The following is a 14,043-nucleotide window of genomic DNA, read 5'->3' as shown; positions in this document are numbered from 1 at the left end:
GATTCGTCCCGTAGCCTGCCCGAATGGCTACTCCGACCACCGCCGCGGTTCGGCCCGCGATGATCTGGCCGGCGATCGGCGCCGTCCTTGCGTCGGCCACCGCGGTCGTCACGAGCTTTCTGCCGTGGCTGGGATTCCGATCCGATCTCGGCATTCCCTGGTCGTTCACCGGTACCGGCCGGGTGGTCGTCGCGGGACATGCCTTCTCGGATGCGTCGAATCACTACTCGGACATTCTTGGTGACGGGTTGCGTGATCAGGGGATCGCGACCGCGCTGCTCGCCGCGGCCGCGATGGTGGCGATCATCGTCGGATTCGTCTGGCGGTCGGTCGTGCCGGTGGCCATTGCCGCGACTGCACTCATCGCGACCACCGTCATCACCGCGGCAGTGTGGATTCGGCCGCCGCTGCTGGCGGGTGACCTGCTCCCGCAGATCGGCGCGTCCTCGATGCCGGCCGAGATCTTCGACGTCCGCAGCGGCCTCGTGGTCACCTGCGTGGCCGCGGCAATCGCCGCGGCGTTGGTGCTGCTGCGGATCCGGCAGTCCTGGCCGGCGCTGTTCGCCGCCGTGATCGGGGGCGGCGCGATCGGTGCGCTGGCCCTCGTCATCGCCGCGGCTGTCTAGCCGCCTAAAGGCCTGACGCCGCCCTGAAAACCTGACCAGACAGGCGCTTGAACCTCTACACGGCGATCAATCCGCGCTGCAGTCAGGATTTCAGGGCATGCCGGTGCCGGGGAGCAGGTCGCCATCCACGTAATACCAGCGGCCGGCGTCCTTGATGAACCGACTGCGCTCATGCAGCGACTGCCGGCCGTCGGCATCCCGATAGAACGCCTCGAACTCCACGGTGCCGTCGGTATCGAACGGGCCGCCGGCGGCGGTCGCGATGATGTCGAGCCGCAGCCAGCGGGGGCCGTCATCGAGCATCAGATCCGTCGGCCGCGTCGACGGATCCCAGCTCGCCAGCAGGTGTTCGCGAGCGCCGACCGCGAACGCGGTGTAGCGGGATCGCATGAGCGCCAGGGCGGTCGGCGCCGGCGCGCCGTCGAGGATGGGTGCGCAGCAGTCGCGCAGCACGTCCCCGGAGCCGCACGGGCACCGACCGCTCGGATCCCGGCCGACCGTGGCCGGCCGTTCGTCCGGGCCGCCGGTCACTAGCTCAGGCGGTTGGCGCGGTTGACCGCCGACACCACGGCCCGCAGCGATGCGGTCGTGATCGACGGCGCGACGCCGACGCCCCAACTGGTTTCGCCGCCCGTGCGGACCTCGACGAAGGCCGCCGCACTGGCGTCATCGCCGGCGGTCAGCGCATGCTCGGCGTAGTCGAGCACCTGCACGTCATAGCCGACGGTGCCCAGCGCGTCGACGAATGCGGCGAGCGGGCCGTTGCCCTCGCCGGTGATCTCCTTCTCGACGCCGTCGACCTTCACGGTCGCGGTGATGGAGTCGACGCCGCCGTCTTCCTCGGAAGCGACCACGTTCTGCCGGATCCGCTCCAGCGGCGAGATCGGCTCCAGGTACTCCTGCGAGAAGACGTCCCACATCTCCTTCGGCGAGACCTCGCCGCCCTCGCCGTCGGTGATCTTCTGGATCTCCTGGCTGAATTCGATCTGCAGCCGGCGCGGCAGGTTCAGCCCGTGGTCGGCCTTCATGATGTACGCGACGCCGCCCTTGCCGGACTGGCTGTTGACCCGGATGACGGCTTCGTAGGTGCGACCGACGTCCTTCGGGTCGATCGGCAGGTAGGGGACCTGCCAGAGGATGTCGTCGACATCCGAATCGGCCTCGTCCGCATCGATCTTCATCTGATCCAGGCCCTTGTTGATGGCGTCCTGGTGGCTGCCGGAGAACGCGGTGTAGACCAGGTCGCCGCCGTAGGGATGGCGCTCTGGCACGCCGAGCTGATTGCAGTACTCGACGGTGCGCCGGATCTCGTCGATGTCGGCGAAGTTGATCTGCGGGTCGACCCCGCGGCTGAACAGGTTGAGGCCCAGGGTGACCAGGCAGACGTTGCCGGTGCGCTCGCCGTTGCCGAACAGGCAGCCCTCGATGCGGTCGGCGCCGGCCAGGTAGCCCAGCTCGGCCGCAGCGACGCCCTCGCCGCGGTCGTTGTGCGGGTGCAGCGACAGGATGACCGAATCGCGGCGGGCCAGGTTGCGGTGCATCCATTCGATGGAGTCGGCGTAGATGTTGGGAGTCGCCATCTCGACGGTGGCCGGCAGGTTGAGGATCATCGGGTTCTCGGGTGTGGGAGCGATGATCTCGGTGACCGCGTCGCAGACCTCCTTGGCGAAGGACAGCTCGGTGCCGGTGTACGACTCGGGCGAGTACTCGTAGCGCCAGTTGGTGTCCGGGTACAGCTTCTGCTGCTCCAGCATCATCTCGGCGGCGTCGGTGGCGATCTTCTTGATGGCGGCCCTGTCGGCACGGAATACGACGCGACGCTGCAGCACCGACGTCGAGTTGTAGAAGTGCACGATGACATTCGCGGCGCCGTTGCAGGCCTCGAAGGTTCGCTCGATCAGCTCGGGGCGGCACTGGGTGAGCACCTGGATGGTGACGTCGTCCGGGATCGCGCCTTCTTCGATGATCTCGCGGACGAAGTCGAAATCGGTCTGGCTGGCGGACGGGAAGCCGACCTCGATCTCCTTGTAGCCCATGCGGACCAGCAGGTCGAACATGCGGCGCTTGCGGGCCGGGCTCATCGGGTCGATCAGCGCCTGGTTGCCGTCGCGCAGGTCGACCGCGCACCACATCGGTGCCGTGGTCGCGACCTTCTCGGGCCAGGTGCGGTCGGGCAGCGAGATCTTTTCGACCTCGTCGGCGAACTGCCGATAGCGATGGGCCGGCATCGCGGAGTTGCGCTGCGGGTTGTACGCCGGTTGGCCGTCGGGAATGGGGCCGGTCGGCGTGGCGATGCGGCTGCCGCCCGACGAATAAGCGTCAGAAGAGGTGAACGTGGAAGTCATTTCAGCGGGTCCTTCGAATGGTCGTGGTGATCGACCGGCGCATAGCTGAAACCCGCGACGGGAAGCCGGTCTGGATCAGACCCCGCCGCGGCGACCGAGAAGGAGCACGCGCTGCATGCGGTCAACTCTACTACCTGTGTCGAGGTCACCGCGACGGCGGGCGGGCCGCCGGGTGCAGCGGGTGTCCCCAGCGCTCGGCGAAGGCCACTTCGGTCAGCGGTCGACGCATCCGCTGCCGGTTGTCGTACTCGGCGACCTCGGGATCCTTCTGATCGTCGGGTACGAGGGTGCCGATCGCGACCATCACCAGCGGACGTTCGCCCGCCGGGATCGAGAAGCGTTCGAACGTCGCCTGGGCGTTGAACCCGGCCATCGGGTGCGCGCTGAGTCCGTCGGCCACCGCCTGCAGGAGCAGCTGACCGACCGCGAGTCCGAGGTCGACCGCGCCATAGGTCTGCAGCTTCTCGTCGTCCGGGATGTCGCGGGTGCAGACCAGGATCAGGGCGGCGGCGCGCGATGCCCAGCCGACGTTCCCGGCGGTGAGGTCGGCGGCGAGGGATTCGAAGGTCGTGTCGCCGCGCTTGCCGACGATGAACCGGACGGGCTGGGATTTGCCCCAGGTAGGTGCCCAGCGGGCGGCCTCCAGAATCACGTCCAGCTGTTCATCCGAAATCGTTGTGTCCGAATCGAATCCGCGTGCGCTGAAGCGGCCGGCGATGACGGGATGCAGAGGCACGGGCGAGCTCCTCGGTAGTGGCTGTACTTCGATGCTAGGGGAGCCGCACCGCTCTGCACGCCACCGCGAACGCACTCACCCACGAAATCCGCGCCGGTTGTGTGGATCCGCGCCGGTTGCAGGCGGCGCGGATCCACGAAAGTGGCGCGGATCTACGGAAGCGGCGCCGACTTCGCCGCCAGGGACTCCACCGGCTCGGCCGGCACCGCCGTCTTCGCCCTGGGCCGCAGCGCGAAGGCGCACACCACGGCCATGACCGCGAGCAGGGCCGCAGCCGTGCCGGAGGCGACGTGCACGCCGCTGACGAAGGCGTCCTTGGCGTCCGCGATCAGCGCGGCACCGGCGGCCGGGTCGAGTGTCTTGGCATGGTCGACGGTCTCGCCGAGCGTGCCGGAGAATCCGGACCCGCCGTGCCGGAAGACCACGGTGGCCAGCGAACCGAGCAGCGCCAGGCCGAGCGCGGTGCCCATCTCGAACGACGTCTCAGAGATACCTGTCGCCGCCCCGGCACGCTCCGGCGGGACCGAGGCGACAGCCACCTCGGACACCAGCGCGTAGAGGATGCCGTCTCCGATACCCGCGATGACCGACGCCGCGACGTAGATCCATGCGCCCTGCGAGGTGCCGACGAAGAGCATCAGGCCGGTCCCCAGCGCCGCGACCGTCAGTGCCGTGACGAATGTCCATCGCACGCCGATCAGCCGGGACAGCGGCGCGCTCTGCATGCAGACCACCGCGATCACGAGCGCGGCCGGCAGGCCGAAGTAGGCCGCGATCAGCACGTCCTTGCCGAGCACCGTCTGCAGGTAGATGCCCGCGAGATAGGCGACCGCCGAGGTGCCCATCATGCCGACCATCGCGGCCGTGATGGCCGACGAGAACGCGACGTTGCGGAACATCGACAGGTCCAGCAGCGGGTGCTCGACCCGCAGCTCATGCCGGATGAACAGCGCCATGGCCACCGCACCGAACACCGCGGTGATCCAGAAGGTGCTGTCGGCGCCTTCGGCGGCCACGTGCTTGACCGCGTAGACCAGCGGGAAGATCGCGGCCAGTGACAGCACGACACCGAGGACGTCGAACGGAGCCTTTGTCCCTGAACGGAACTCGGGCAGGATCAGCGGCCCGACAGTCAGCAGGATCACCAGCACCGGCACGTTGATCAGGAACACCGAGCCCCACCAGAAGTGGTTGAGCAGGACGCCGCCGACGACCGGTCCGATGGCGGTACCGCCGGCGAAGGCCGCGGTCCAGACGCCGATCGCGGTTCCGCGTTCGCGGGCGTCGGAGAACATGTTGGAGATCAGGGAGAGGCTCGACGGCATCAGCGTCGCCCCGCCCAGGCCCATCAGCACGCGGGCGCCGATCAGCACCTCGGGGTTCGGCGCGAACGCGGCGATCACCGACGCGACGCCGAACAACGTGGCGCCGACCAGCAGCAGGCGCCGCCGGCCCAGCCGATCACCGAGGTTGCCCATGGTGATCAGCAGTCCGGCGATCAGGAAGCCGTAGATGTCGAGGATCCACAGCTGTTCGGCAGCCGAAGGCTGCAGGCTTTCCGACAGTTTCGGAATCGCCAGGAACAGCACCGAGATATCCATCGAGACCAGGAACACCGGCAGTACCAGTACCGCCAGGCCCGCCCACCGCGAACGCATGTCACACCTCTAACTCATTGTTTGAAACTCACGGCGCGTACGCCGTACGCACATAGCGTACACTGTACCCATGGCAGCTCACACTGGCAAACTATCCCAAGAAGCGATCGTCGCAGCGGCGATCGAACTCGCCGACGCGGACGGCCTGGACGGCCTGTCGATGCGCAAGATCGCCGACTCGCTCGGCGTCGGCGCGATGTCGCTATATCGCCACGTCGCCGACAAGGACCAGCTCGTCGGGATCATGGTGGAAGAGGTGATCGGGAACTTCGCCTATCCGCCGACGCTGTCCGGCGACTGGCGGGCCGATGCGCATCTGGCCGCCGACATCGACTGGCGGATGTACCAGCAGCACCCGTGGATCATGTACGCGTTGACCAATCCTCGGCACAACATGGGACCGGAGTCGTTGCGGTCGCTGGCGTGGTTGATGGAGGTGTTCGCCCCGGTCGCCGCCACCGATGCCGAGGCCGCGCAGATGGCCTACATCCTGTGGAACTACGTGCTGGGCGTATCGGTCAACTTCATCACGGACAACCCCGAACCCGATGAGCCAGAGGCGATCTGGCATGAGCTGCTCGCCCACGAGCCGAGCCGAGTGCCCGAGCCGATCGTGAATCTCGTTGCATCAGGCGGGATTCAGACCCTGATCGATGCGGACGCGATGCTGCGTCGGGGCGTCGACGATCTCTGCCACGGATTCGCGACTCGAAGTGCCGCAACCAGATAGCCCTGGACATCACGGCTATCTGGCGATCAGCTGGGCGAGCGGCAAGGCTGTGAGACTTCATCTGCGGCCGTGATCGTGCTGGGCTGTAACCGGTGATCACGAGTGTGTCCCCTGGCAAGGCTGGCTTCGTGCCCTTCTTCTGACTTGTCCGCCTGTGGTCGCCGGCCCCGGCCCGGCCGGAGCAGCTGGCCTGATCAGGAGCCTGACCGACCGGCGTTCACAGCGCCGATCGTGTCCCATCACAGTCCCGCCGCATCTCCGAACCGAACCGGAACCACGTCCTATCCCGGCAAGGAGAGAACGCATGACCAGTGTGACCGATCCATGCGAATTGGTCGATGTCATCATCGGCGTCGACACCCACACCCGCACCCATTGCGCAGCCGCGATCAATACCAAAACCGGTGCAGTACTTGACCAAATCACCATCAACGCCACAGCTGAGGGTTATCAACAGCTCACCGAGTTCGCCGACCAGCGCACCACCACGCGTGGCTGGGCGATCGAGGGCACCGGCAGCTTCGGCGCCGGCCTGTCCCGCTACCTGACTGCCCGTCACGAACTGGTCATCGAACTCGACCGGCCGGTGCGTTCGGCCCGCCGCAACGGCGCCAAATCCGACCCGATCGACGCCATCCGCGCAGGTCGGGAAGCACTGCAACGTGACCGGATCGGCACACCCCGCGGGGCCGGTGACCACGCCCGCGAACGCCAATCCCTATCGCTGCTGCTTGCAGCCCGGCGCTCGGCAGTCGAGGGTGCCGCCAGCACCAAACGGCAGCTGTTCGGCCTGATCGTCACCGCCCCCGACCCCATTCGGCAACGCTTCCACGGGCGGTCAGTATCGACGTTTCCGGCAGTGGCAATCCGTCTGAGGATCCCCCGCACAGCAGATATCGAAACCCGCACCACGATCACCACACTGCGCACCCTCGCACACCGAATCCGCACTCTCACAACAGAAGCCACCACTCACGAACGAGAGATCGCCACGATCGTGCGCGCCTGGCGCCCCGACCTGCTCGCCCAGCCCGGCATCGGACCGATCGTGGCCGCAACCATCTTGTGCGCCTGGTCCCACCCGGGCCGGATCCACTCCGAAGCCGCCTTCGCCATGCTCGCCGGCGTCGCACCGCTACCGGCCAGCAGCGGCCAAGTCACCACCCGCTACCGCATCAACCGCCGCGGCGATCGACACCTCAACCGCGCACTGCACACCATCGTCATCTGCCGAACCAAACACGACGAACGCACCCGCAACTACATCGAACGCCGCACCAGCGAAGGCAAAACACCACGAGAAATCCGCCGCTGCCTCAAGCGCTACATCGCACGAGACCTCTACCGACTACTGGAAACTCCCGCGCTCGCTTGACAGACATAGGAGCGTCAGAAGGAGTTCCGCTAGGGCGCTTTCCCCTGCGGAGCTCCTGATAACGCAGCCGGTCGGTCAGCTGGCGCCAGAGAGCTACATCGCGTGGGGGAAGACGGTGAGCATGTGGGCGCCGAACCAGGAGCTGAATGCCACCAGCGCGCCGCAGACCGTCAGCTGCACCGGCAATCGGCTGCGCGCCAGGCCGATTGCGATCGGCACCATGATCACGAAGGCGGGCAGTAGCAACCGCGGCCGACTCATCATCAATCCGCTGGTCAGCACGATCGACGCGAGAACGCCGGTGCCGTAGAGCGAGATCGGCCAGGGCACCCGCTCGCCCCACATCACCAGCGCCAGCACGGCGGTGGCGATCACGATGCACGACGACGCGACCGGCGCCACCTCCGACGAGTTCACCAGTGAGTAGTTGAGGAAATCCCAGGTGTTCCGGCCCCAGTCGAAAGTCGTTCCCCAGCCCTCGGATTGGATCCGCGACCAGCCGTCGACGTGGCCGGTCTGCGCCCACACGATGCACAGGTAGGTGACGTAACCGATGGGGCTGAGCACGATCGCGGCCCACGCCCGCCAGCCGTCGCGCCGCGCCGCGAGCGCGGCGAATGCCACCACGGCGATGAGCACCACCGCGGTCGGCCGGCTGAATCCGGCTGCGAGCGTGCAGAATCCGGCGAGCAGCCAGCGCCGCTCCAGCACGCCGACCAGCGCCCAGGCGGCCAGGGCGCAGAACATCGCCTCCGTGTAGGCCATCGAGAACACGACCGCCATGGGGGCGGCGGCGAACAGCGCGGTGAGCAGCAGCCCCGCCCGATCAGCATCGATCGGCCCCGGACCGCCGAAGATCCGTTTGCGATCCGTCATCATCTCGGCGCACCGGGTACCGATCCGGCAGACCGCAACCGCTGCAGCGCAACCGAAGACGACGTTCACCGCGATGGCCGCGCCGAATACGGTCACGCCGGGCAGGGCGGAGATCCAGCGGACCACATACGGGTAACCCGGGAAGAACGCGTAGGCGGTGGTGGCCGTGTGCACGCCGTTGACGTCGGTCTGCGTGGACGGCACATTGCTGTATCCGTGCTGGGCGATCGCCAGCATCCATCGGCCGTCCCAGGCGGACAGCAGACTGCCGAGCCCGCGGTCATGCAGCTGGGCGGCGCGCTCGAGCACCAGCAGCCCGATCATTCGGATCAGCAGGAAGACCAGGATCGGCTCGAGCGTTCGCCGATGCGCGATCAGGGTGTCGCCCCAGGTAGACAGCGTCGCCCTGATCCGAGGGGTCGCGCTGACACTGGGGGCGGGATGGACACCCGTGGTCGTCGGCGGCACGGGTGAATCGTAGGTGACCTAGTAGTCGCGGGGGTGGCGGGACGCGGGCATCAGGCCGGGCTCAGGGCGCGGTCACCAGGTTGCCGGCCTGGCCGTCGGCGCTGGTGGTGAGGGCGGTGCCGGGGACCGAGGCGGACGGATTGTCCGCATGCATCAGCATCGGCGCGCCGATCAGCCCGATCGCGCCGATCGCCGCGGCGGCGACGATGTTGCCGATCCAGCGTCGGGTGCGATCGCTCAACGGTTGGGCGCCGGGTGCCTGCACCACCAGGTGACGGTCCTGGACCAGCGGGATGCCGGACGTTTCGCGGGCGGACGGGACGTTCATGCCAGTTCCTTGAGTTCGTGGGTGTGCAGATGGGCCGGCGCCGGGGTGCTCAGTTCGGAGTCGGCGGGCCAGCGACCGGTGTGCACGATCGAGCCGTCCCACTGGACCAGCCGCGCGGTCTGTCCCCAGCGCCGTAGCCGGCTGATCGCCGGTCGGCCGGCGACCACGGCCTGCAGGCTGATGGTGTTGGCCGCGACGCAGGACGGCGCCGTCACGCTGACGGTCCGGAAGAAGCGGCCGACCGGCGCACCCATCCGCGGGTCGATGATGTCGCAGACGTCGGTGACCCGCGGGCCCCGCTGCACCTGCCGATTGCGGGCGATCGTGCTGGAGGTCGCGAGCCCGCCGCCGGTCAACGCCACGCGCGCGAGCGGCTGGGGGTGACCGGCCGGGTCGGCGCCGTCCATCCCGTCCCCGACGAGGACCTGCCAGCCGCCGCGAGGTGCGGGCCCGGCGACGGCGACGTTGCCGTCGACCCCCACCAGGACACCGCTGCCGGTGGCGGCGACGATCTGCCGGGCGATGGTGTCGGCGGCCCACGGTCCGGCGATGGCACCGAGGTCCAGGGCGGTTCCGGCCACCATCGCCAGGTCCTGGCGATGCAGGTGCGGCAGCGGTACCCGGGCCGCCCGTCGCCCGGGCGCGGCGAGCGTCTCGGGTTGATCGGGGCCGAAGCCCAAGGCGGTCAGGGCGCCGCCCACGGTCGGGGTGACCAGGCCTTCGGTGCGGTGATGCGCGGCGATCGCGGCATGCAGGATCGAGGCCAGGATCGGTGAGATCCGCCGCTGCAGGGGGCTGTCCGCGGCGTCGGCGTTCAGCCGGGCGATCTCCGATGCGGGCTGATGCCGATCGGCGGCGGCGGACACCGCATCGAGCACCCGGCCCGCGATCCGGCGCGCCGAATCCGCGTGCGCCGGATCGGTGACCGCGAGCGCGGTATTGCCGATCTGAATGTGCTCGGTCATGGCGACTCCTCTAGATGTCGATGTTCTCGACGCTAAGGGCGAAGGTTGGTATCGACCTCGGAGTCGCCTGGGAGCTAGCTGAGACTGCGGGCTGTCTGATTCCGGCTGGCGGAATGTCGGGTGCGGAGTACGTCACACCTGCGCGCCATCGGCCCCGCGTCGCGGGCTTAGCCAGGCAAAACCGCTGGAGCGCGGCCAGAGGCCGAAGGTCGGCGCCGTCTGCTGATGGGTACCCTAAGCGCGTGGCTTTGGTGGTACAGAAGTACGGAGGATCGTCCGTAGCGAGCGCCGATCGGATTCGGCGCGTGGCTGAGCGGATCGTCGAGACCAAGCGTCAGGGCAATGACGTGGTGGTCGTCGTGTCGGCGATGGGCGATACCACCGACGAATTGCTCGATCTGGCGCAGCAGGTGTCGCCGTCCCCGGCGCCCCGCGAGATGGACATGCTGCTGACCGCGGGCGAGCGGATTTCGAACGCATTGGTCGCGATGGCGATCGAGGCCCTCGGCGAGGACGCGCAGTCGTTCACCGGATCGCAGGCCGGCGTCATCACCACCAGCAGCCACGGCTCGGCCAAGATCATCGACGTCACCCCGGGCCGCGTCCGCACGGCGCTGGACAACGGCAAGGTCGCGATGGTCGCGGGCTTCCAGGGTGTCTCGCAGGACACCAAGGACGTGACGACCCTCGGCCGCGGCGGCAGCGACACCACCGCCGTCGCGCTGGCCGCCGCCCTCAAGGCCGACGTGTGCGAGATCTACACCGATGTCGACGGCATCTACACGGCCGATCCGCGCATCGTGCCCAACGCCCGGCACCTCGACACCGTCTCCTTCGAGGAGATGCTGGAGATGGCCGCCTGCGGCGCCAAGGTGCTGATGCTGCGCTGCGTGGAATACGCGCGGCGATACAACGTTCCCGTTCATGTGCGCTCGTCGTACAGCACCAAACCCGGCACGATGGTGACCGGATCGATGGAGGACATCGCAGTGGAAGACGCAATCCTGACCGGCGTGGCACATGATCGCAGCGAGGCCAAGGTGACGGTCGTCGGCCTCGATGATCAGCCGGGATACGCGGCCAAGGTGTTCCGCGCGGTCGCCGACGCCGAGATCAACATCGACATGGTGCTGCAGAACGTCTCGAAGGTGGACACGGGCAAGACCGACATCACCTTCACGACGCCGCGCGAGCTCGGTCCGCTGGCGGTCGAGAAGCTCAACGGCCTGAAGTCGGAGATCGGCTTCAGCGAGGTCCTCTATGACGATCACATCGGCAAGGTGTCGCTGGTCGGCGCCGGGATGAAGAGCCACCCGGGCGTGACCGCCACCTTCTGCGAGGCGCTGTCGGAGGCGGGCGTCAACATCGAACTGATCTCCACCTCGGAGATCCGCATCTCGGTGCTGTGCCGGGACGATGAGCTCGACACCGCCGTGCGCTCGCTGCATGACGCGTTCGACCTCGGCGGCGAAGAAGAGGCCGTCGTGTACGCGGGAACGGGGCGATAGACATGGGCATCCGAGTAGGGGTCGTCGGCGCGACCGGTCAGGTCGGCGCCGTCATGCGAACCCTGTTGGCGGAGCGCAACTTTCCGGCCGACGAGGTGCGCTTCTTCGCGTCGCCGCGGTCGGCGGGCAAGAAGCTGCCCTGGGGTGACGGCGAGATCGTCGTCGAGGATGCGGCGACGGCCGATCCGTCGGGTCTGGATGTCGCGCTGTTCTCGGCCGGCGCCACGATGTCGCGCGAGCAGGCGCCGCGGTTCGCCGCCGCCGGCGTGACCGTGATCGACAACTCGTCGGCGTGGCGCAAGGATCCCGAAGTGCCGCTGGTGGTTTCGGAGGTCAACGGCGAGCTCGCGAAGAACCCGCCGAAGGGCATCATCGCCAACCCGAACTGCACGACCATGGCCGCCATGCCGGTCCTCAAGCCGCTGCACGACGAGGCGGGCCTGCGTCGGCTCGTCATCTCCAGCTACCAGGCGGTCTCCGGATCGGGCCTGGCCGGCGTCGAGGAGCTGGCGTCGCAGCTGCGTGCCGGGATCGACGATGCCGAGAAGCTGGTGCATGATGGCTCGGCGGTCACCCTGCCGGCACCGGTGAAATATGTTGCGCCCATTGCCTTCAACGTGCTGCCGATGGCGGGCTCGCTGGTCGACGACGGCTCGGGCGAGACCGACGAGGACCAGAAGCTGCGCAACGAGTCGCGCAAGATCCTCGGCATCCCCGAGCTGTTGGTGAGCGGCACCTGCGTGCGTGTGCCGGTGTTCACCGGGCACTCGCTGTCGATCAACGCCGAGTTCGATCGGCCGCTCTCGGTCGAGCGGGCCACGGAGATCCTCGCCGGCGCCCAGGGCGTTCGGCTGGCCGACGTTCCGACGCCGCTGGCCGCCGCGGGCAACGACGAGTCGCTGGTCGGCCGGATCCGGCAGGATCCGGGTGCGCCGGAGGGGCGGGGCCTCGCGCTGTTCGTCTCGGGCGACAACCTGCGCAAGGGCGCCGCGCTGAACACCATCCAGATCGCTGAGCTGCTGGTCTAGCTTCCGACTTCGGCCGGGGCGGATCAGCGTTGCCGGCCGGGTCGGCGTCCGATTGCGCAGTCTTGGTGACCCCGCGCACACCGACCTAGCTACCGTTCGGTAACTTCGCCGACCATGAGGCGCGGGACTTACAAATTCACCAGACGGATACGGGCTATCGCCGTTGCATCGGCGGCCGTGATAGCGGCAACGACCGGAATGGCAGTGCTGGCACCGACGGCCTCGGCCGCGGACTTCTACACGCCGCCGGCGAAGGTTCCGGCCACGCCGGGCTCGGTCATCCGGTCCGACTCGATGCCGCTACTGCTGCAGATTCCGGGCATGCCGAATCAGTGGCCGGGCAACGCGCAGCGCGTGATGTACACGTCGCGATATCAGGACGGGACGCCCGCCGCGGTGACGGGCACGTTCGTGCAGCCGACCGCGGCGTGGGCCGGCAAGGGGCCGCAGCCCACCGTCGTGATCGGCCCGGGCACCATCGGCCAGGGCGACCAGTGCGCGCCGTCGAAGATGATGTCGTTCCCGATGTCGGTCGATGTGAACCAACGGAGCATCGGCGTCAACTACTTCGCCCTCGAGATGAATTACCTTCTGCTCCATGGGGTGCGGGTATTCGTCACCGACTACATCGGACTCGGAACCCCGGGGATCCACACCTATGTCAATCGGGTCGAGGAAGGGCACGCGATGCTCGACGGCGCCCGTGCGGCGCTGAAACTCGCTGGGGCGCCAGCGAACTCGCCGGTCGGATTCGAGGGTTACTCGCAGGGCGGCGGCGCGGCGGCGTCCGCGGCCGAAATGGCCCAGACGTACGCGCCCGACCTGAACGTGAAGGGCACCTACGCCGGTGCGCCCCCGGCGGATCTGCGGCAGGTGCTGCGGCAGGTGGACGGGACGGCGATCGTCGGCGTGATCGGGTTCGCGATCAATGGCCTGGAGGCGCGGTATCCCTTGGTGCGCAAGGTGGTTGACCAGGAGACCTCCCCGGCCGGCAAGGCCGCGCTGGAGCGGCTGTCCCACTCCTGCATCGGCGACATCATCCTGCAGTACCCGTTCCAGCACACCAGTTCGTGGACGCGGTCGGGCGAGTCATTGAGCCAGGTGATCGATCGGCATCCGGAGCTCAACTCGGTGTTCGCCGAGCAGCGCATCGGTGGCCTCAAGCCGAATGCGCCGGTCTTCGTCGAGGGCGCGACCAATGACGACATCATCCCGTACGGACAGGTCAAGCAGATGGTCGCCGACTGGCGGGCGCGCGGGGCGAACGTCGATTTCGTGACCAACACGACGCCGCCGATCTTCCCCGGCCTGGTGATCAACCATGCGGTGCCGATGCTGACCACGCTGCTGCCGGGGGAGAACTTCGTTCTGGATCAGTTCAACCGGTAGGCCCACCCGTA

13 protein-coding genes are annotated in these 14,043 nt (G+C 68.0%); 6 read left to right on the top strand and 7 right to left on the bottom strand.

Annotated features, from left to right (window positions below; genetic code table 11):
• Positions 1–23: 23 nt before the first annotated feature.
• Positions 24–626, top strand: a complete 603-nt coding sequence (locus G341_RS0116650; protein WP_026303784.1) for a hypothetical protein — start codon at positions 24–26, stop codon at positions 624–626.
• 90 nt (positions 627–716) lie between these two features.
• Here G341_RS0116650 and G341_RS0116645 read toward each other — a convergent pair whose 3' ends face one another.
• The 4 genes from G341_RS0116645 to G341_RS22330 form a co-directional block, all read right to left on the bottom strand.
• Positions 717–1,157 carry a YchJ family protein gene (locus G341_RS0116645; RefSeq protein WP_018180298.1) on the bottom strand — a complete coding sequence of 147 codons (441 nt, stop codon included), beginning with the start codon at positions 1,155–1,157 and terminating at the stop codon, positions 717–719.
• A complete protein-coding gene (gene leuA, locus G341_RS0116640) occupies positions 1,157–2,971 on the bottom strand; it encodes a 2-isopropylmalate synthase (RefSeq protein WP_018180297.1) in 1,815 nt (604 codons plus the stop codon). Before leuA ends, G341_RS0116645 begins: the two co-directional genes overlap by 1 nt.
• 145 nt (positions 2,972–3,116) lie before the next feature.
• The gene (locus tag G341_RS0116635; RefSeq protein WP_026303783.1) at positions 3,117–3,701 is read right to left on the bottom strand and encodes a nitroreductase family protein; all 585 of its coding nucleotides are present in this window, start codon (positions 3,699–3,701) and stop codon (positions 3,117–3,119) included.
• Between the two features lie 158 nt (positions 3,702–3,859).
• Positions 3,860–5,365: an MFS transporter gene (locus G341_RS22330; RefSeq protein ID WP_018180295.1), complete on the bottom strand. Its 1,506-nt coding sequence runs from the start codon at positions 5,363–5,365 to the stop codon at positions 3,860–3,862.
• A 70-nt stretch (positions 5,366–5,435) separates the two neighbouring features.
• On the opposite strand from G341_RS22330, the gene G341_RS0116625 reads away from it, so the two are divergent.
• Positions 5,436–6,095: a TetR/AcrR family transcriptional regulator gene (locus G341_RS0116625; RefSeq protein WP_018180294.1), complete on the top strand. Its 660-nt coding sequence runs from the start codon at positions 5,436–5,438 to the stop codon at positions 6,093–6,095.
• Positions 6,096–6,399: 304 nt separating this feature from the next.
• The gene (locus tag G341_RS0116620) at positions 6,400–7,470 is read left to right on the top strand and encodes an IS110 family RNA-guided transposase (RefSeq protein ID WP_018180293.1); all 1,071 of its coding nucleotides are present in this window, start codon (positions 6,400–6,402) and stop codon (positions 7,468–7,470) included.
• A gap of 93 nt (positions 7,471–7,563) precedes the next feature.
• Here the strand turns inward: G341_RS0116620 and G341_RS0116615 are convergent, their stop codons facing one another.
• From G341_RS0116615 to G341_RS22325, 3 genes are all read right to left on the bottom strand, one after another.
• On the bottom strand, positions 7,564–8,814 hold the full coding sequence (locus tag G341_RS0116615) for a hypothetical protein (protein ID WP_018180292.1): 1,251 nt from the start codon (positions 8,812–8,814) through the stop codon (positions 7,564–7,566).
• A gap of 61 nt (positions 8,815–8,875) precedes the next feature.
• Positions 8,876–9,142 (bottom strand): hypothetical protein, encoded by a 267-nt coding sequence (locus G341_RS0116610; RefSeq protein WP_018180291.1) that lies wholly within the window; start codon positions 9,140–9,142, stop codon positions 8,876–8,878.
• A complete protein-coding gene (locus tag G341_RS22325; RefSeq protein WP_018180290.1) occupies positions 9,139–10,107 on the bottom strand; it encodes an FAD:protein FMN transferase in 969 nt (322 codons plus the stop codon). The genes G341_RS0116610 and G341_RS22325 overlap by 4 nt, the downstream gene beginning before the upstream one ends.
• Before the next feature lie 242 nt (positions 10,108–10,349).
• Here G341_RS22325 and G341_RS0116600 point away from each other — a divergent pair, with 242 nt between their 5' ends.
• The 3 genes from G341_RS0116600 (at position 10,350) to G341_RS0116590 (ending at position 14,032) form a co-directional block, all read left to right on the top strand.
• The gene (locus tag G341_RS0116600; RefSeq protein WP_026303782.1) at positions 10,350–11,615 is read left to right on the top strand and encodes an aspartate kinase; all 1,266 of its coding nucleotides are present in this window, start codon (positions 10,350–10,352) and stop codon (positions 11,613–11,615) included.
• Positions 11,616–11,617: 2 nt separating this feature from the next.
• Entirely contained in the window at positions 11,618–12,643 is a 1,026-nt protein-coding gene (locus G341_RS0116595) for an aspartate-semialdehyde dehydrogenase (protein WP_018180288.1), read from the top strand.
• Positions 12,644–12,757: 114 nt separating this feature from the next.
• Positions 12,758–14,032: a lipase family protein gene (locus G341_RS0116590; protein ID WP_043451796.1), complete on the top strand. Its 1,275-nt coding sequence runs from the start codon at positions 12,758–12,760 to the stop codon at positions 14,030–14,032.
• Positions 14,033–14,043: the final 11 nt, after the last annotated feature.

It is taken from the genome of Jongsikchunia kroppenstedtii DSM 45133, from assembly GCF_000380485.1.
Classification (GTDB): domain Bacteria; phylum Actinomycetota; class Actinomycetes; order Mycobacteriales; family Mycobacteriaceae; genus Jongsikchunia; species Jongsikchunia kroppenstedtii.
Note: the sequence above shows the minus strand (reverse complement) of the source record. Positions and strands in the feature narration are given on the sequence as shown.

Bases quoted from the DNA above. Each gene is read 5' to 3' on its own strand.
- G341_RS0116650 (WP_026303784.1), top strand. From the start codon at position 24: ATGGCTACTCCGACCACCGCCGCGGTTCGGCCCGCGATGATCTGGCCG.
- G341_RS0116590 (WP_043451796.1), top strand. From the start codon at position 12,758: ATGAGGCGCGGGACTTACAAATTCACCAGACGGATACGGGCTATCGCC.
- G341_RS0116620 (WP_018180293.1), top strand. From the start codon at position 6,400: ATGACCAGTGTGACCGATCCATGCGAATTGGTCGATGTCATCATCGGC.
- leuA (WP_018180297.1), bottom strand. From the start codon at position 2,971: ATGACTTCCACGTTCACCTCTTCTGACGCTTATTCGTCGGGCGGCAGC.
- G341_RS0116610 (WP_018180291.1), bottom strand. From the start codon at position 9,142: ATGAACGTCCCGTCCGCCCGCGAAACGTCCGGCATCCCGCTGGTCCAG.
- G341_RS22330 (WP_018180295.1), bottom strand. From the start codon at position 5,365: ATGCGTTCGCGGTGGGCGGGCCTGGCGGTACTGGTACTGCCGGTGTTC.
- G341_RS22325 (WP_018180290.1), bottom strand. From the start codon at position 10,107: ATGACCGAGCACATTCAGATCGGCAATACCGCGCTCGCGGTCACCGAT.
- G341_RS0116625 (WP_018180294.1), top strand. From the start codon at position 5,436: ATGGCAGCTCACACTGGCAAACTATCCCAAGAAGCGATCGTCGCAGCG.
- G341_RS0116595 (WP_018180288.1), top strand. From the start codon at position 11,618: ATGGGCATCCGAGTAGGGGTCGTCGGCGCGACCGGTCAGGTCGGCGCC.